Raw genomic sequence first — 17871 nt, 5'->3', positions numbered from 1 at the left:
TTTTTGCGCGCAACCCTATCGGTGATCTTCGGAGGGCGCTGCCCGGCGGCTGTGTCAAGATCTCCGGGATGGCCAGGAGGAAAGAAGGTAGTGATGACGGAGATGCTCGCCGCCCGGCTGCACATCCCCACCCGCCAGGTGCGCATGCGGCACGTGCCGGTGCCGGAGCCGGGGCCCGGGCAGGTGCGCATCGAGGTGCGGGCCGCCGGGGTCTGCCTGTCCGACGTCCATCTGGCGGACGGCGGTCTCACCCCGTTGTGGCTCAAAGGGGACGAGGTCACGCTGGGACACGAGGTGGCGGGGGTCATCGACGCGCTGGGCGCGGGCGTCGACGCGTGGACGGCCGGGCAGCGGGTGCTGCTGCAGGCCGGTGAGGCCGATCTGCGGGGCAACGTGCTCACCAGGGGCGTCGACTACGACGGCGGTTACGCCGAGTACGCCCTGGCGTCCGCGCACACGGTCGTGCCGATCCCCGGCAGCCTGCCGTTCGAGCAGGCGTGCATCATCCCGGACGCCGTCAGCACGCCGTGGGCCGCGGTGACGGTGACGGGGGCGACGCGGCCGGGGGACGCGGTGGCCGTGTGGGGCGCCGGTGGGCTGGGCGCCCATGCGGTGCAGCTCCTGCGCCTGGTCGGGGCGGCTCCGGTGATCGCGATCGATCCGCTGGCCGCGGCGCGGGACCGGGCCTCGGCGCTCGGGGCCGACGCCGTGCTCGATCCCGCCGATCCCCGGCTCCGCGACACCGTCATGGACCTCACCGGCGGTGCGGGGCTCGACGTCGCCTTCGACTTCGCCGGGGTCGCGCCGGTCCGCGAGCAGGCGCTGCCGCTGCTCGGCAGGGGCGGCCGGCTGGTGGTCGTGGGGCTGGCCGACCAGCCGCTGACCGTGCGCAGCGACCTCGGCCTGGCCTACTTCGGGCAGTCCGTCCGCGGGCACTACGGATCTTCGCCGGAGCACGTTCAGCGGCTGGTGACGCTGGCGCAGCGCGGGCGGCTGGAGCTGAGCGGGTCCATCAGCGACGTGCTGCCGCTGTCCGACGCGCCGGCCGCGCTCGACCGGCTGGCCCGCAAGGAGGGCGACCCGGTCCGCCTCATCCTGCGCCCCTGAACCCGCACGGCGGCTCTCCCGCGACGACGCGAGGGGGCGCCGGAAACAAGCGCGCGGCGGTGTCAGAACAGGGTCAGCGGCTCGGCCGGCATCGGGTCGGGCAGCGGTTCGAGCTCCGGTACGCGGGCGCGGACCTCGTCGTAGAACCGGCGGGCCAGGACGGGCGCGTCGGCGTTGTCCGGCGTGTGGACGAAGACGGTCGGTGAGCGGCCCTCGCGGAGCCAGGCCGTGACGCTGTCGAGCCAGGGCCGCCAGCCCTCGACGGTGCGGTCCGTGGAGTCGCGGCCCAGGTAGCGGATGATCGGGCGGGCGGTGAGGGCGCGCGTGCGGCGGGCGACCCGGGGCTTCTTGGTCCACGCGTCGCGTTCGGCGTCACTGGTCGGCGGGCTCTGGAAGAGGGCGGTGGTGTCGAACGGGACCCACTCGGCGTCGAAGCCCGCCAGCGCCCGCTCAAGGAGGCGGGCGGCGCGCTCGTCGTCGAAGAACGCCCGGTGGCGGACCTCGACGGCGCAGGGCTGGGAGCGGGGCAGGCGGCGCAGGAAGGCCGCCAGGGTGCCGAGGTCGGCGGGGCCGAAGGAGGCGGGCAACTGCACCCAGAGGGCGTGCGTCCGCGGCCCGAGGGGCTCGATCGCGTCGAGGAAGGCGCGCAGCTCCTCGTCGGCGCCGGTGAGGCGGCGCTCATGGGTGATCGCCTTGGGCAGCTTGACGACGAAGCGGAAGTCCGGGGCGGTCTGCGCGGCCCACGACTCCACCGTGCTCCTGGCCGGGGTGGCGTAGAACGTCGTGTTGCCCTCCACCGCGTTGCACCAGGTCGCGTAGGCGCGCAGGCGCTCGGCAGGCGGGAGCGGATGCGGAAGGAGACGACCTTGCCAGGGCGTATGGGTCCACATCGCGCATCCCACATGAAGCCGCATGGGTTCGACGGTATCGCGTCCATCAACGCGTCGGAGAACTTGTCATATGAGTGATGTCTTCGTACGATGACTGACGACCTGCCGACCGACCTTTGGGACCGCCATGGCCGCCGACCGCATCCGCCACGTCTCGTTCTCCTCCGTCACGCTTCCGCTGGACGTCCCCATCAGCGACGCCAAGGTTCTCACCGGCCGGCAGAAGCCGATGACCGAGATCGCCTTCCTCTTCGCCGAGATCGCGACCGAGGACGGCCACCACGGCACCGGCTTCAGCTACTCCAAGAGAGCGGGCGGCCCCGCCCAGTACGCGCACGCCAAGGAGGTCGGGGAGAACCTGCTGGGGGAGGATCCCTCCGACATCGGCAAGGTCTACGAGAAGTTGTTGTGGGCGGGGGCGTCGGTGGGCCGGTCGGGGGTGGCCACGCAGGCGCTGGCCGCGGTCGATGTGGCGTTGTGGGACTTGAAGGCGAAGCGGGCGGGGTTGCCGCTGGCCAAGTTGCTGGGCGCGTACCGGGACTCGGTCCGGACGTACAACACCTCGGGCGGGTTTCTGCACGCGCCGATCGAGGAGGTCAAGGCGCGGGCGACGCAGTCGCTGGCGGACGGCATCGGCGGGATCAAGATCAAGGTGGGTCAGCCGGACACGAAGGAGGATCTGCGGCGGTTGCATGCGGTGCGGGAGCATCTGGGGGATGACGTGCCGTTGATGGTGGACGCCAATCAGCAGTGGGACCGGGCGGCGGCGTTGCGGTTCGGGCGGGCGGTGGAGGAGCTGAACCTGGTGTGGATCGAGGAGCCGCTGGACGCCTACGACGCCGAAGGCCACGCGCACCTGGCCGCAGCCCTCGACACCCCGATCGCCACCGGCGAGATGCTCTCCAGCGTCGCCGAGCACGTCCGCCTCATCGAGGCCCGCGCCGCCGACATCATCCAGCCGGACGCGCCGCGCGTCGGCGGCATCACCCCCTTCCTCCGGCTGGCCACCCTCGCCGACCACGCGGGCCTCCAGCTCGCGCCGCACTTCGCCATGGAGATCCACCTCCACCTGGCCGCCGCCTACCCGCGCGAGCCCTGGGTCGAGCACTTCGAATGGCTCAACCCGCTCTTCGAGGAGCGGCTGGAGACCCGTGACGGCCGCATGATCGTCCCCGACCGTCCCGGCCTCGGGTTCACGCTCAGCGAGCAGTGCCGCAAGTGGACCGTCGACAGCGTCGCGTTCGGGCGCGCATGACGCGCGTCGCCTCGGTGCGGCTCGGCCACTACGCCGTGCCGCTCGCGGCCCCGGTCAGCGACCGACCGGCCGGGACTCGGCCTCAGCCTGGCCGGGCGGGCCCGCGACTGGCGGCTCGACGAGGCGTCGTTCACCAGGAGGTTGTGACCCGTGCCTCTTGATCGCGACACCGGACGCGGGCTCGCCCACGAGCTCGTCGAGCGGCTGAAGGCGCGCATCCTCGCGGGCGAGATCGCGCCGGGACAGAAGCTGCCGACGGAGTCCTCGCTCGTCGAGGAGTTCGGCGTGAGCCGGACCGTGGTCCGCGAGGCCATCTCGCGGCTCCAGGCCGCCGGCCTCGTCGAGACCTTCCAGGGGCGCGGCTCGTTCGTGCTGGCGCTGCCCGCCGCCACGGCCTTCTCCGTGGAGGCGGCCCAGATCCGCACCCACCGCGACGTCCTCGACATGATCGACTTCCGGATCGGCGTCGAGTCGGAGTCGGCCGGCCTGGCCGCGCAGCGCCGTACCGACCTGCAGCTCAAGGCCATCGAGCGGGCCCTGGTCGACCTCACCCGCTCCGGCGAGCATCCCGGCAACGCGGTCGAGGCCGACTTCCGGTTCCATCTCAAGATCGCGCTCGCCTCGGGCAACCGCTTCTACTCCGACCTGCTCGCCTCGCTCGGCCCGATGATGATCATGCTGCCGCGCACGCGGCTGGCGCACGCGTACACCGTCTCCGACGCCACCCACCTGACCCGGGTGACGCTGGAGCACGAGAACGTCTACCGCGCCATCGCCGACCAGGACGCCGCCGCCGCGCGCGCGGCGATGCGGGTGCATCTGTCCAACTCGCGCGCCCGGCTGCAGGCCCCCTGACTACCAGCGCGCCGTGTTGGGCGTGAAGTCCGGCACGATGCTGCGCATGTACGCGGTGTCCTCGCGGCCGCGCTGCCCGCACCGGAGATACTGCTCGTGCAGCGCCCCCAGCGCGTCCTCGTCCAGCTCCACGCCGAGGCCGGGGCCGGTCGGCACGGCCACGCCGCCGTCGCGGAACTCCAGCACGCCCGGCTTGACGACCTCCTCGCTCTTCCACGGATAGTGCGTGTCGCAGGCGTAGGTGAGGTTCGGGGTCGCGGCGGCCAGATGGGTCATCGCGGCCAGGCTCACGCCGAGGTGGGAGTTGGAGTGCATCGACAGGCCCAGGCCGAACGTCTCGCAGATGCCCCCGAGCAGCGCCGAGCGGCGTAGCCCGCCCCACAGGTGGTGGTCGGACAGCACGACCTGGACGGCGTCGGCGGCGACGGCCGGCCTGAGATGGTCGAAGCAGATGACGCACATGTTCGTGGCCAGGGGCAGGTCGGTGTGCCGGGCGACCTCCGCCATGCCGTCGATGCCCGGCGTCGGGTCCTCCAGGTACTCCAGGACGCCGGCCAGCCGGTCCGCCACCTCGATCGAGGTCTTGACGGTCCAGGCGCAGTTGGGGTCGATGCGCAGGGCGTGGCCGGGGAAGGCCGCGGCCAGCGCCTCGACCGTCTCGACCTCGTGGCCGGGCTCGAAGACGCCGCCCTTGAGCTTGAGTGCGGTGAAGCCGTACTCGCCGACCATCCGCCGGGCCTGGGCGACCATCTGGTCCGGGGTGAGGCCCTCGCCCCAGACGTCCTCGTCCTGGCCGGGGTGGCCGGCCCACTTGTAGAACAGGTACGCCGAGAAGGGCACCCGGTCGCGTACGGCGCCGCCGAGCAGGTCGCTCACCGGCCGGCCGAGCACTCTGCCCTGCAGGTCGAGCAGCGCCACCTCGAACGGCGCCGCCGTGGTGTCGACGGCGCTGGAGACGTCGAGCATGCCGCCGAAGCTCGCGCCCGCGCCCCCGGTGGTCGCGCCGAGGGTCTCCACGACCACCCGGCGCAGGCCGTTGACGTCGAAGACGTCCGTGCCCGGCAGGGCGGCGGCCACGGCTTCGAGGCGGCCGAGGTGGGCCTGGTCGGCGTAGGTCTCGCCCAGCCCGACCAGCCCCGAGTCGGTGTGCACCTGGACGATCGCGCGCAGCACGAACGGCTGGTGCACGCCGACGACGTTGAGCAGGGGCGGGTCGCGGAAGGCGACGGGGGTGACGGTGACCCGGCTGACCCGGCCCGCCGCACGCGCCTCCGCAGAGCCGCCCTGGTCGCGCGCGCTCACAGGGCCGCCTTGGTCGCGCGTGCTCACAGGGCCGCCTTGACGGTGAGGACGGGCACGCTGGCCTCCATGAGGATGCGCTGTGCCTCGCTGCCGAGGATGAACTTGCCCACCAGCGAGCGGTGCCGCAGCCCGATGACGATCAGACCGGCGCCGGTCTCCTCGACCAGCTTCTCGAACGTCTCGGGCAGGTCGTCGTCGTGCAGCGGCTGGCGCAGCTCGGCGGGCACGCCGGCCGCGCAGGCCCGGTCGAGCAGCGCGGCGCCCGCGGCTTCGTCGATCTTGTGCTCGTCGACGGGGGCGCCCCGGCGCGGGGAGTTCACGATGACCACGCGCTCGCCGCGCAGCGTGCCCTCACGCAGGCCCGCGTCGACCGCGGCCTCGCCTTCGGGCGTGGGCAGATATCCGACGAGGATGGTCATGAGCTTCGCTCCTCAACTGAGGTTTTGCGGCGCAGGGCCTTACGGATCAGGGGCAGGACGGCGACGAGGACGACCAGCGCGAGCACCGTCCCGGAGATCGGCCGGGTGAAGAAGCCGGTCGGGTCGCCGCCGAAGATGAGCAGCGCCTGGCGCGAGGAGTTCTCGATCATCGAGCCGAGCACGAACGCGAGCACCAGCGGCCCCGGCTCGAACCCGAACTTCTTCATCAGGTAGCCGAGCACGCCGAAGACGATCACCAGGAAGACGTCGTAGACCCGGTTGCTCACCGTGTACGCGCCGAGCAGCGTGATGAGCACCGTGATCGGCGCCAGGATCGCGGGGCGCACCCGCAGGATCTTCACGAAGACGCCGACCATCGGGATGCTCATGATGAGCAGCAGGATGTTGCCGATGTACATCGAGTTGATGACGCCCCAGAAGACGTCGGGGTGCTCGGTGACGAGCTGCGGGCCCGGCTGGATGCCCTGGATGAGCAGGGCCCCGAACATCAGCGCCATCGTGGCGTTCGCCGGGATGCCGAGGGTCAGCAGCGGGATGAACGACGACGTCGCGGCGGCGTTGTTCGCGGTCTCGGGCGCGGCCACGCCCTCGATGGCGCCCTGGCCGAAGCGCTCGGGATTCTTGGCCCGCCGCTTCTCCAGCGCGTACGCCGCCAGCGAGGACAACACCGCGCCGCCGCCCGGCAGCACGCCCAGGACGAAGCCGATCAGCGAGCCGCGCCCGATCGCGCCACTGGCCTGGCCGAGGTCCTTGCGGGAAGGCCACACGTTGCCGACCTTGGCCGGCGCGTGCACCTTGTTGTGCCGCTCCTCCAGGTTGTAGAGGATCTCGCTGAGACCGAACAGGCCCATGGCGATCGGGATGAAGTCGATGCCCTCGGCCAGGTTCAGGCTGCTGAAGGTGAAGCGCTCGGCGCCGGTGAACGTGTCGCGGCCGACGGTCGCGATGAACAGGCCGACGCAGGCCGCGATGATCGCCTTGAGCTTGTTGCCGTTGCCCACCGAGGAGATCAGCAGCACGCCGAGGATGCCCAGCGCCGCGTACTCCGGCGGGCCGAAGTCGAGCGCGAAGCCGGCGACCACCGGGGCGACGAGCGTCAGGCCGATGATCGAGACGGTGCCGCCGACGAAGGAGCCGATGGCCGCGATGCCGAGGGCGGTGCCCGCCTTCCCCTGCCTGGCCAGGGCGAAGCCGTCGAAGACGGTCACCACGGAGGAGGCCTCGCCGGGGAGGCGGAGCAGGACGGAGGTGATGGTCCCGCCGTACTGGGCGCCGTAGAAGATGCCCGCCAGCATGATGATCGCCGAGACCGGCCCGATGCCGTACGTGATCGGCAGCAGGATGGCGATCGTCGCGCCGGGACCGAGCCCGGGCAGCACGCCGATGAGCATGCCGATGATGACGCCGACGAGGCAGTAGAGCAGGTTGGCCGGCTCGAGGACGACGCTGAAGCCGTTGAGGATCGGGGAGATGTCCATGTGGCTTTCTCAGATGAGGCGCGGAAGCGGGATCTGGAGCAGCAGGACGAAGAGTACGTAGAACGCCGCCACGGTGGCGATGCTGACCACGATGGAGGTGCGCCACGACTCCCCTCCCAGCCAGCGCAGCCAGACCAGCACGAGCAGCAGCGAGGGGACCTCGAAGCCGATCACCGGAAGCAGCACGGCGAGCAGCACGAGGGTCACCACTCCGGCCGCGGTGAGCAGGCTCGCCTTCGAGAACCGCTCGGTGTCCTCCAGCTTGCGGCCCGTGACGACGAGCACCGCCGACAGCACGACGATGACGACGCTGATGGCGAACGGCCACAGGCCGGGCCCCGGCTGGGTGAGGCGCCCGAGCCCGAGCGCCAGGGATCCGATCCCCCCGGCGACGCCGACGGCCAGCGCCACCAGGGCCGCCGCGACCTGCGAGATCGGGCCCGCGTGCGGCGGTCGTGTCTCGTCGAGCTCGGCTTCGACGACGTCCTGGGGGGACCCGACGGGGTCGGACCCGATGGGGTCGGACGCGGCAGGGCTGGACGCCGTGGGTTCGGCCCCGAGGGGTTCGGACTGGGACATGCTCACTCCTTGGTGGCGGGAGACGGAGGTCAACCGGCCAGGCTGATCCCGAACTTGTCGAGCTGGGCCTTGAAAGCGGTGGAGTCGGCCTGCAGAGCGGTGAGGACCTCCTGAGGCGCGATCTCCATCGGGGTGAGCGAGTTGTCCTCGTTGAACTTCTTGTACTCCGGCGTGGCGAAGGTCTTCTTGGCGGCGTCGAGCAGGCGGGCCTTGACCTTCTCCGGCGTGCCCTTGGGCGCGGTCAGGAAGCGGTACTGCGTCACCTGGACGTCGAAGCCCTGCTCCTTGGCCGTCGGCACGTCGGACAGGAACGGCACGCGCTCGGCGGAGAAGACCGCGAGCGGGACGAGCTTGCCGGCCTTGATGTTCTCGATCGCCTCGCCGATCTGCATGGTCGAGACGTCGACCTGGTTGCCGAGCAGCGCGGTCAGGTTGGGGGCGCCGCCGTCGAACGGCACGGCCGTCGCCTCGATCCCGGCCGTCTTGAAGGTCAGCGCGGAGGCGAGCTGGGCGCCCGTGCCGACGCCGGTGGTGCCGTAGCGGATCGTCTTGCCGGCCTTGTCCATGTCCTTGATGCTCTTGTAACCGGACGCGGTGTTGGTGGCCATGACGTAGTCGTCACGGGAGACGCCGCTGATGACGTCGAACGAGTCGATCTTCGTGGCCTCGGCGGGGGACACCGTCAGCGGGGTGATGGTGAAGAGCGAGGCGTTCTGCACGGCGATCTTGTAGCCGTCCGCGGGCGCGGACTGAAGCTCCTTGGCGTTGAGCGCGCCGTTCGCGCCGGGCTTGTTGAGGACCGGCGCGGAGACGCCGAGGTCCTTGCTCATGCCCTGGGCGAGCGCCCTGGTGATGAGGTCGGTCGAGCCGCCGGCGGAGGCGCCGACGCTGAACTCGATGTTCCCGGTCGGATATTCGCCGTCGCCACCACCGGAAGAGGTCGTCTTGACACCCCCGCACGCGGTGAGCGCGAGAGCGGCGCTGGCGCCGAGGACACCCGCGAGGATGCGGCGGGGGGCTGTCCGAGATGTCGGCATGGACTTCTCCTTCATGCGGCCGGGATGCCGCGTGGTCTGCTCCAGGAGCGGTCACTCAAGTTTGCGCGAATATTTCCGCAAAGTTTCCGCTCGTAGTCTCCGGAGACTAAGGACCAGCTTCGATGCCTGTCCAGGCTCAATTCGGTATCAGGTGATACTCTTTGCGCATCATGCTGACACTCGATCAGATCAGGGCCTTTGTGGCTGTAGCCGAGGAGCTGCACTTCGGCCGCGCGGCTGATCGGCTCCGCATGACGCAGCCCCCGCTGAGCCGCCACATCCAGAAACTGGAGCGCGCGGTCGGCGTGACCCTGCTGGAGCGTGACAACCGGCGCGTGGTCCTGACCGACGCGGGGCGCGCCTTCCTGGAGGACGCGCGGCACATGCTCACGCTGGTCGACACCGCGGGCGACCGGGCCCGCCGGATCGCGAACGGCGCCTCGGGCACGGTGCGGCTCGGCTTCACGGCGGTCTCGGCGATCAGCATGCTCGGCGCGCTCCTGCGCCGGCTGGCCGAGCGGCTGCCGGAGATCGACGTCATCCTGCACGAGCGGGTCACCGCCGGGCAGGTGGACGGCATCCTCCGCGGCGAGCTCGACCTGGGCCTCGCGCGCCCGCCCTTCGACATCGCCACGCTCGACTCGCGGGTCGTCTTCCGCGAGTCGTTGTGCGCGGTGGTCCCCGACGGCCATCCCCTCGCCGCCCTCGACCGGCCGCTCGCGCCGGACGACTTCGACGGCCTGCCGGTCATCAGCTACAACCCGATCCAGTCGCGCTACTTCCACGACCTCACCGTCCGGTTCCTGACCAACGCCCATCCCAGGATCGAGCAGCAGGTGCACCAGATCCTCACCGCGGTGCTCCTCGTGGCGGCCGGCCGGGGCGTGGCGCTGGCGCCGGCCAGCGCGCGCTCGCTCGGCGTCGAGGGCATCGTGTTCTGCGAGCTGACGCGCGGCGGCGGCGATCCGCTGGACGGCGGTGACGACGGCGCGGAAGAGCCGGTCGAGCTGCACGTCATCTGGGATCGCGGCTCGACCAACCCAGCGCTGTGGCGGGTGCTCGACCTGCTGCCCGGCATCGGCACCGAGATCAGCGCCGGGCCATGATGCTCAGGGGGTATCGCCGGATGCAGAATCGCACTTGGACAGGAATCACTCCACCTTCCTAACCTGACGGTCGTCAGACTCTTGAGGCGGCGCAGGCCGCGTGTGCAGCAAAGGACCGTCCCCATGTCCCATTTCACGCCACAGGAGCTCGCCGCCCAGCTCAAGAGCGGCCTGCTGTCGTTCCCCGTCACCCACTTCACCGAGGACCTGCGCTTCGACGAGGCGGGTTACCGCGACCACCTGGCCTGGCTGAGCGGTTACCCCGTGGCCGGCCTGTTCGCCGCCGGGGGCACCGGTGAGGGCTTCTCGCTGACGGCCGAGGAGATCGACCGGGTGGTCCGGGTGGCGGTCGACGAGGTGGACGGCAGGCTGCCGGTCGTGGCCCCCGCCACCGGCGGCACCGCGAACGCCGTCGCGCAGGCCAAGGCGGCCGAGGCGGCCGGCGCCGACGGCCTGCTGCTCATGCCCCCCTACCTCACGGAGGCCGGGCAGGACGGCCTGGTCGAGCACGTCTCGGCGGTCTGCCGCAGCACCGGGCTCGGCGTCATCGTCTACAGCCGCGCCAACGCGGTCCTGAACGACCGCTCCGTCGGGAAACTGGCCGAGCGGAACGCGACCCTCGTCGGGTTCAAGGACGGCGTCGGCAACATCGAGAGCCTGACCCGCATCTACGCCACCGTCGGCGACCGCCTGGCCTACATCGGCGGCCTGCCCACGGCCGAGACCTTCGCCCTGCCGCTGCTCCAGCTCGGCATGAGCACCTACTCCTCGGCGATCTTCAACTTCGTCCCGCAGTTCGCGCTCGACTTCTACGCCGACGTCCGGGCCCAGGACCGCGCGGCCGTCTACCGGCGCATCAGGGAGTTCGTGCTCCCGTACCTCGACATCCGGGACCGGCAGAAGGGGTACGCCGTCTCGATCGTCAAGGCGGGGCTGGCCGCCGTCGGACGGCCCGCCGGGCCCGTGCGGCCGCCGCTGCAGGACCTGACCGAAGGTGAGCTCGCCGAGCTGACCGCTCTCATCAACAAGATCAATTAGGATCATGTCTCCCACCATCGCAAGCGTCGAAGTCGTCCCGGTGGCCGGGTACGACAGCATGCTGCTCAACCTCAGCGGCGCGCACGGGCCGTTCTTCACCCGCAACGTCGTCATCACCACCGACTCCGACGGGCGCACCGGCCTCGGTGAGGTGCCCGGCGGCGAGGCCATCCGCGCGACCGTCGAGGAGGCCGGGGCGCTGCTGGCCGGGCAGCCCGTGGCCCGCTTCCGCAGCCTGCTGCGGGAGGTGGCGGCGCGCTTCGCCGACCGGGACGCCGGCGGGCGCGGCGCCCAGACCTTCGACCTGCGCACCACCGTGCACGCGGTCACCGGTCTGGAGTCCACCCTGCTCGACCTGCACGGCCAGCACCTCGGCGTGCCGGTGGCCGAGCTGCTCGGCGAGGGCCGGCAGCGCGACCGGGTGCCGATGCTGGGCTACCTGTTCTACGTCGGCGACCCCGGCAGGACCGACCTGCCCTACCGCGTCGACGACGCCGGCGACGACCGCTGGTCCCAGGTGCGCCGCGCGGAGGCGCTCACCCCCGACGCGGTGGTCGCGCTGGCCGAGGCCGCCCAGGAGCGCTACGGCTTCACCGACTTCAAGCTCAAGGGCGGCGTGCTGGCCGGCGAGGAGGAGATCGAAGCGGTCAAGGCGCTGGCCGCCCGGTTCCCCGGGGCCGGGATCACCCTCGACCCGAACGGCGGCTGGCTGCTCGACGACGCCGTCCGGCTGTGCCGGGGGCTCGACGGCGTCCTCGCCTACGCCGAGGACCCCTGCGGGGCCGAGGGCGTCTTCTCCGGGCGGGAGACGATGGCCGAGTTCCGGCGGGCCACCGGCCTGCGCACCGCCACCAACATGATCGCCACGAACTGGCGCGAGATGGCGCACGCCGTCCGCGCGCACGCCGTCGACATCCCGCTCGCCGACCCGCACTTCTGGACCATGGCGGGCTCGGTCCGCGTCGCCCAGCTCTGCCAGGACTTCGGCCTGACCTGGGGATCGCACTCCAACAACCACTTCGACATCTCGCTGGCGATGTTCACGCACGTGGGAGCCGCCGCGCCGGGCGAGATCACCGCGCTGGACACGCACTGGATCTGGCAGGACGGCCAGGCGCTGACGACCGAGCCCTTCCAGATCACCGGCGGCGCGATCGACGTGCCGGTCACGCCGGGCCTCGGCGTGACGCTCGACCGCGACGCGCTGGCCGCGGCGCACGAGCTCTACCTGCGGCACGGCCTCGGCGCCCGCGACGACGCCGTGGCCATGCGGTATCTGGTCAAGGACTGGGAGTTCAGCCCGAAGCGGCCCTGCCTCGTGCGCTGAGCCGCCTCAGCGGAAGCGGCCCTGCCTTGTGCGCTGAGCCGTCTCAGAGGTCGAGCCGGCACAGACCCTCGGCCAGGGCCTTGGTGGTGAGCCTGGTGCGGCTGTCGCAGCCGAGCTTGGCGAAGATGTGCTCCAGGTGGGTCGTCACGGTGCGGACGCTGAGCACGAGCGCGGCGGCGATCTGCGGGTTGGAGTCGCCGGCCGCGACCCTGGTGAGCACGTCGACCTCCCGGCCGGTGAGCTCGTACGGCAGCGGGCACGGGCGTTCGGCGGCGATGGCGCCCTGGAGCGCGCCCTGGAAGCCGACGCCCGCCCGCAGCAGGCGCACCTCGTGCCAGCGGCCGTCGCCGCCGGGCCACAGGCCGTGCCGGCTCAGCTCGCGCGAGTCGATGAACGCGCGGGCGAAGGAGGCCATCGCCGGGTCGTCCCACAACGTGGCCGACGTGTCGTGCCCGGGGACCGCGCGGCGGGTCCCCAGCCGGTCGAAGGCCACCGCGCGGAAGTCGGGCGGCAGCCCCACGGGGTCGATCACGCACCTGGTCAGGTCGGTGACGTGGGCGAGCATCGGGCTGACCGCCGCGACCAGCGCTCCGGTGAGCCGCGGGAAGGCGTCCCTGGAGGCCAGGTGCAGCAGCCCCGTGTAGCGGCCCTCGGCCAGGAACAGCGGCGCCGTCAGCCCGGCCCGCCAGCCGTAGGGGGCCAGGTGCCGCCGGAAGTAGCGCTCGGTGCCGGGCTCCGGCATGCTCACCGGCGCCCTGGTGGCCCGGGCCCGCCGGTACGCCTCCAGCCCGGCGTACTCCTCGGCCGCGTCGCGGTCGATGCGCCGGTGCCCGTCGGAGACCACGCTGTGGTGGCGCTGCGTGGCGGGATCGAAGGCGACGAACTCATAGGCGTCGAGCGGGACCACGCGGCGCAGCGCCGCCATCGCGCCGTGCGCGTCTCCGCCACCCGCCACCCGGTAGCCGACCTCGGCGAACGCCTGTAGCCGGCAGACGTCCACGGTGATCTCGGCCACCGCATCTTTATATCATTGCCAATCCTTGAAGCTTCGTTGAAAGTTCTTTTCACCAGGAAGGCGGCTGCTAGTGTCGTAGGCATGCAGCGCGCTTCCGTCACGACGACGCCGGACCCCGTTCCGGGGCGCTGATTCCTGCTTCCCGGGCGAACGCCCGGGAGCTGGTCGTTCGCCCTTTCCCGTAAAGGACGATCATGAACGACCATCGCAAGCTCGGCCGCGAGCTGGGCATCTTCGGCACCGACCCGCTGATCGGCGCGGGCCTGCCCTTCTGGCTGCCCGCCGGCGCGGCCGTGCGCAAGGCCATCGAGGACTACGTCCACGAGCTCGAACGCCGCAACGGCTACCAGCACGTCAACTCGCCCGTGCTGGGCAAACGCGAGCTCTACGAGCGCTCGGGGCACTGGGCGCACTACGCCGAGGACATGTTCCCGCCGATGAACGTGGGCGGCGAGGAGTTCGTGCTGCGCCCCAGCCTGTGCCCGCACCACGCGCTCATCTACCGCTCGCGCCGGCGCAGCCACCGCGAGCTGCCGCTGCGCGTCGCCGAGCTGGGCGGGATGTACCGCTCCGAGCTGTCCGGCGTGCTCGGCGGGCTGAGCAGGGTGCGCGCCATCCAGCTCAACGACGGGCACGTGTTCTGCCCGCCCGAGCAGGCCGCCGCCGAGGTGTCGGCCGCGCTCGACCTGATCGAGGCCGCGCACGCGCGGCTCGGCGTCGAGGTGGCGCGCTACCGGCTGTCGCTGCGTGGCGACGGCGGCAAGTTCGTCGACGACCCGCAGCTGTGGGCGCGCTCCGAGGCGGTCCTGCGCGAGGTGCTGGCCGAGCGCGGGCGCGACTACGACGAGGAACGCGGCGAGGGCGCGTTCTACGGGCCGAAGATCGACATCCAGATCGCCGACCCGGCCGGTCGCGAGGCCACCCTGTCGACCGTGCAGGTGGACCTCTACCAGCCGGAGCGCTTCGACCTGGACTACGCCGGCGGCCACCGCCCCGTCATGGTGCACCGCAGCGTCGTCGGCGGGCTGGAGCGGCTGGTCGCGCATCTCATCGAGGTGCACGGGGGCGCCTTCCCCACCTGGATGGCGCCCGTGCAGGCCGTGCTGCTGCCGCTGTCGGACGCCGAGGGGCCGGCCGCCGAGAGCCTGCTGCGGCGCTGCCTGGCCGCCGGGCTCCGCGCCGAGCTGGCTCCGGCCGACCGGGGGAGCCTGGGGGCGCGGATCAGGGCGCACCGGCTGGTGCCGTACCAGCTCGTGGTGGGGCCGCGTGAGGTGGCGAGCGGTCAGGTCTCGGTGCGGCTGCGTGACGGAAGCCAGGTGGGCGAGGTGCCCATCGAATATGTGGCGGCTGATTCGCGACCTTTGTTCTAATCGCGGAAACCAAAAAGGTAACAGAGGCTTCCCTCGTGGCGTAAAGGGCTCGTAAAGTCCCTGCAACGCCGTGTCGAGAGGACGATGTTGACCGAGCTGAGCGACCGCGAGTCCGAGCTGGTTTCCGCACACGAACAAGAACGTCCGGCGCGACAGCTCGGCGGAGCCCTGCGGCTCGGCGTCTGGATCGCCGGCGGGCTGCTGTCGGTCTATTCGCTGGTGGTGGTGTTCCGGCCGGTCGAGGCGCTCGAACATCGGATGACGTTCCTGGCCGTGGCGCTGCCGCTGGTGTTCCTGAGTTACCGCTCGGGGATGGCGGCGGCGGTGCGGCGGCTGCTGCTGCGGCGGCGCGGGCCCGGGGAGCGGTCCGAGTCTGAGGAGCGGTCCGAGCTCGGGGAGCGGTCCGAGCCGGCCACGCGGCGGGTGGAGTGGCCCACCGCGGGCGACTGGCTGCTGGCCGCCGCCGCGCTGGCCGTGCTGCTCTATCCGCTGCTCGACATCGACGCGTTCCGCGACCGGGGCTCGGGCGCCGCACTGACGGACCTCGACGTCGTGGCCGGGCTGGTGCTGACGGTGCTGCTCCTGGAGGCGGTACGGCGGACGGTCGGCTGGTCGCTGACCATCATTTGCGTGCTTTTCCTCATTTATGCCTATTACGGGGCATATCTGCCGATTAATTGGACGATCGGGCATCGGGGCTTCGACCTGGGGCAGATCGTGTCGCAGCTTTACACGGGCACCGAGGGCTTCTTCGGCGTGCCGATGCAGGTGGCCGCGAGTTACATCATCCTTTTCACGATTTATGGCGCGGTGCTGGATTTTTCGGGCGCGAGCCGGTTCTTCATCGACCTCAGCTTCGCCGCCTTCCGCAAGTCCCGGGCCGCCCCCGGGCGCACCGTCACCATGGCCGGCTTCCTGCTCGGCACCGTGTCGGGATCGGGCGTGGCCACCACGGTCAGCCTGGGCAGCGTCGCCTGGCCGGTGTTGCGGCGGGCCGGCTACCCCAAGGAGCCCGCGGGCGGCATCCTGGCGGCCGGCGGCATCGGCGCCATCCTGTCCCCGCCCACGCTGGGCGCGGCGGCGTTCATCATCGCCGAATACCTCAGGGTCAGCTACCTGGAGGTGCTCCTCTACGCGACGATCCCCACGATCCTGTACTACCTGGGCATCTTCCTGGCCATCGAGATCGACTCGCGCCGCTTCGGCACCCACGCCGTGCAGGTGGACGCGCCCAAGGCGGGCCGGCTGCTGCTGCGCTTCGGCTACCACTTCAGCTCGCTCATCCTCATCATCGTGCTCATGGCGCTGGACCGGTCGGCGTTCCAGTCCGTGGTGATCGCCACCGGCATCGCGTTCGTGTTGTCGTTCCTCGACCCGGCGCACCGCATGAGCCCCAGACGCGTCGGGCAGGCGCTGGCCAAGGGCACCCTCGACGTGCTGCCGGTGACCGCCGTGTGCGCGGCGGCGGGCATCATCGTCGGCGTCATCACGCAGACGGGGCTCGGGCTCAACCTCAGCGCGATCATCGTCGACTTCGCGGCCGGGAACCTGATCCTCACCACCGTCATGTCCGCGATCGCGGTCATGCTGCTGGGCCTGGCGGTGCCGGTCACCGCGAGCTTCATCATCGCCGCCGTGATCATCGGCCCGGCGCTCACCACGCTCGGGGTGACGCAGGCCGAGGCGTACATGTTCGTCTTCTACTACGCGGTCCTGTCGGAGGTGAGCCCGCCGACGGCGCTGTCCGCGGTCGCGGCGGCGGCCATCACCGGCGGCAACACGTACCGGACGATGATGATGACCTGGCGGTACACCCTGCCCGCCTTCCTGGTGCCGTTCGCGTTCGTGCTGACGCCGAACGGCCAGGCACTGCTCGGCCAAGGGCCGATCGGCACCGTCCTGCTGATGACCGCCGTCTCGGCGGTCGCCGTGGCCGCCCTGGCCATGGCCACGGGCGGGTTGAGCGGCCGGCCCGAGCGGGTGCTGGCGGCGGTGGCCGCGGTGCTGCTGCTGTTCCTCGAACCCGTTCCCATCGGCGCCGGTCTGGCCGTGCTGGCCGTGGCCGCCGCCGTGCACCTCGTCAGAAGCAGGAGAAGGGACCCAGCGTGAAGCGGATCTTTGTGATGGCGGCCGTGGCCGTGCTCGCCGTGCTCGCCGTGGCCGGCTGCGGCGGCGGGGGTGGCGCGGGCGGCGGCTCGGCCAACCGGCTGCTGATCGCCACGGGCGGGACGACGGGCGTCTACTACGTGTACGGCGGCGGCCTGGCCAAGCAGCTCTCGGGCTCCATCGCCAACACCCAGGCCACGGCCTCGGTCACCTCGGCCTCCGTCGAGAACATCAAGCTGCTGGCCTCCGGCAAGGCCGACATCGGCTTCTCCCAGGCCGACACCGCCGCCGACGCGGTCAACGGCAAGGACACCTTCTCCGCCAAGCAGCCGATCAAGGCCGTCGCCCGGATCTACGACAACTACACCCACGTCGTCGTCGCGCCCGGCGTCACCGCGACCAAGGTGGCCGACCTGAAGGGCAAGCGCGTCTCGCTCGGCCCGGCCAACTCCGGCACCCAGGTCGTGGCCAGGCGCATGCTGGAGGCGGCGGGACTCAACCCCGACACCGACATCACCAAGCAGCAGCTCTCGATCAACGAGTCGGTGCAGGCGGCCAAGGACGGCGTCATCGACGCGTTCTTCTGGGTCGGCGGCCTGCCCACGGCCGGCATCACCGACCTGGCCACGAGCAAGCCCGACATGAAGCTGCTCGACACCGCCGACGTGCTGGCCACGATGCAGTCCACCTACGGGCAGCAGTACGTCGGGCTCGACGTCGACATGTCGGCCTACAAGCTGGCGGGCACCGTCAAGACCGTCGGCATCGCCAACGTGCTGCTGGTGCCCGACTCGATGAGCGAGCAGCTCGCCTACGACATCACCAAGACCCTGTTCGAGAAGAAGGCCGAGTTGTCGGCCGTGCACCCGGAGGCCAAGAAGCTCGACGTCAAGCTGGGTCAGGAGGTGGCTCCGGTGCAACTGCACCCGGGCGCCACCCGCTACTACAAGGAGAAGGGCTGACCAG

Annotated in this window: 16 protein-coding genes; 9 read left to right on the top strand and 7 right to left on the bottom strand. The window is 71.2% G+C overall.

What is annotated here, in order from left to right:
• Positions 1–93 precede the first annotated feature (93 nt).
• Positions 94–1107, top strand: a complete 1014-nt coding sequence (locus tag ACWD0F_RS16575; RefSeq protein ID WP_449876164.1) for a zinc-binding dehydrogenase — start codon at positions 94–96, stop codon at positions 1105–1107.
• 62 nt (positions 1108–1169) lie between these two features.
• Here ACWD0F_RS16575 and ACWD0F_RS16570 read toward each other — a convergent pair whose 3' ends face one another.
• Positions 1170–2021 (bottom strand): DUF72 domain-containing protein, encoded by an 852-nt coding sequence (locus ACWD0F_RS16570; RefSeq protein WP_449876162.1) that lies wholly within the window; start codon positions 2019–2021, stop codon positions 1170–1172.
• A 103-nt stretch (positions 2022–2124) separates the two neighbouring features.
• On the opposite strand from ACWD0F_RS16570, the gene ACWD0F_RS16565 reads away from it, so the two are divergent.
• Together ACWD0F_RS16565 and ACWD0F_RS16560 are read left to right on the top strand one after the other, a co-directional pair.
• Complete coding sequence (locus ACWD0F_RS16565; protein ID WP_449876160.1) at positions 2125–3252, top strand: L-talarate/galactarate dehydratase; 1128 nt, start codon at positions 2125–2127, stop codon at positions 3250–3252.
• A gap of 150 nt (positions 3253–3402) precedes the next feature.
• Positions 3403–4107, top strand: coding sequence for a FadR/GntR family transcriptional regulator (locus ACWD0F_RS16560; RefSeq protein ID WP_449876158.1), 705 nt, complete (start codon positions 3403–3405; stop codon positions 4105–4107).
• Here the strand turns inward: ACWD0F_RS16560 and ACWD0F_RS16555 are convergent, their stop codons facing one another.
• Genes ACWD0F_RS16555 through ACWD0F_RS16535 form a run of 5 tightly spaced genes read right to left on the bottom strand, consistent with a single transcriptional unit; the run spans position 4108 to position 8943 of the window.
• Positions 4108–5409: an enolase C-terminal domain-like protein gene (locus ACWD0F_RS16555; protein WP_449876156.1), complete on the bottom strand. Its 1302-nt coding sequence runs from the start codon at positions 5407–5409 to the stop codon at positions 4108–4110.
• Positions 5410–5432: 23 nt separating this feature from the next.
• On the bottom strand, positions 5433–5828 hold the full coding sequence (locus ACWD0F_RS16550; RefSeq protein WP_449876154.1) for a universal stress protein: 396 nt from the start codon (positions 5826–5828) through the stop codon (positions 5433–5435).
• Entirely contained in the window at positions 5825–7327 is a 1503-nt protein-coding gene (locus ACWD0F_RS16545) for a tripartite tricarboxylate transporter permease (protein WP_449876152.1), read from the bottom strand. Before ACWD0F_RS16545 ends, ACWD0F_RS16550 begins: the two co-directional genes overlap by 4 nt.
• A 9-nt stretch (positions 7328–7336) precedes the next feature.
• A complete protein-coding gene (locus ACWD0F_RS16540) occupies positions 7337–7906 on the bottom strand; it encodes a tripartite tricarboxylate transporter TctB family protein (RefSeq protein ID WP_449876150.1) in 570 nt (189 codons plus the stop codon).
• A gap of 29 nt (positions 7907–7935) precedes the next feature.
• The gene (locus ACWD0F_RS16535; RefSeq protein WP_449876148.1) at positions 7936–8943 is read right to left on the bottom strand and encodes a Bug family tripartite tricarboxylate transporter substrate binding protein; all 1008 of its coding nucleotides are present in this window, start codon (positions 8941–8943) and stop codon (positions 7936–7938) included.
• Positions 8944–9113: 170 nt separating this feature from the next.
• Between ACWD0F_RS16535 and ACWD0F_RS16530 the strand changes: the two genes are divergently transcribed.
• The 3 genes from ACWD0F_RS16530 to ACWD0F_RS16520 all read left to right on the top strand — a co-directional run bounded on the left by ACWD0F_RS16530 (position 9114) and on the right by ACWD0F_RS16520 (position 12414).
• On the top strand, positions 9114–10049 hold the full coding sequence (locus ACWD0F_RS16530) for a LysR substrate-binding domain-containing protein (protein ID WP_449876146.1): 936 nt from the start codon (positions 9114–9116) through the stop codon (positions 10047–10049).
• Positions 10050–10172: 123 nt separating this feature from the next.
• Positions 10173–11087, top strand: coding sequence for a 5-dehydro-4-deoxyglucarate dehydratase (kdgD, locus tag ACWD0F_RS16525; RefSeq protein WP_449876145.1), 915 nt, complete (start codon positions 10173–10175; stop codon positions 11085–11087).
• A 4-nt stretch (positions 11088–11091) separates the two neighbouring features.
• Positions 11092–12414, top strand: a complete 1323-nt coding sequence (locus ACWD0F_RS16520; RefSeq protein WP_449876143.1) for an enolase C-terminal domain-like protein — start codon at positions 11092–11094, stop codon at positions 12412–12414.
• 43 nt (positions 12415–12457) lie between these two features.
• Here ACWD0F_RS16520 and ACWD0F_RS16515 read toward each other — a convergent pair whose 3' ends face one another.
• Entirely contained in the window at positions 12458–13429 is a 972-nt protein-coding gene (locus ACWD0F_RS16515; protein ID WP_449876141.1) for a response regulator transcription factor, read from the bottom strand.
• A gap of 194 nt (positions 13430–13623) precedes the next feature.
• On the opposite strand from ACWD0F_RS16515, the gene thrS reads away from it, so the two are divergent.
• The 3 genes from thrS (at position 13624) to ACWD0F_RS16500 (ending at position 17867) form a co-directional block, all read left to right on the top strand.
• Positions 13624–14799, top strand: a complete 1176-nt coding sequence (gene thrS, locus ACWD0F_RS16510) for a threonine--tRNA ligase (protein ID WP_449876139.1) — start codon at positions 13624–13626, stop codon at positions 14797–14799.
• Positions 14800–14883: 84 nt separating this feature from the next.
• Positions 14884–16908, top strand: coding sequence for a TRAP transporter permease (locus ACWD0F_RS16505; protein WP_449876138.1), 2025 nt, complete (start codon positions 14884–14886; stop codon positions 16906–16908).
• Positions 16905–17867 (top strand): TAXI family TRAP transporter solute-binding subunit, encoded by a 963-nt coding sequence (locus tag ACWD0F_RS16500; protein ID WP_449876136.1) that lies wholly within the window; start codon positions 16905–16907, stop codon positions 17865–17867. Before ACWD0F_RS16505 ends, ACWD0F_RS16500 begins: the two co-directional genes overlap by 4 nt.
• Positions 17868–17871: the final 4 nt, after the last annotated feature.

It is taken from the genome of Nonomuraea sp. NPDC002799 (assembly GCF_053592075.1).
Note: the sequence above shows the minus strand (reverse complement) of the source record. Positions and strands in the feature narration are given on the sequence as shown.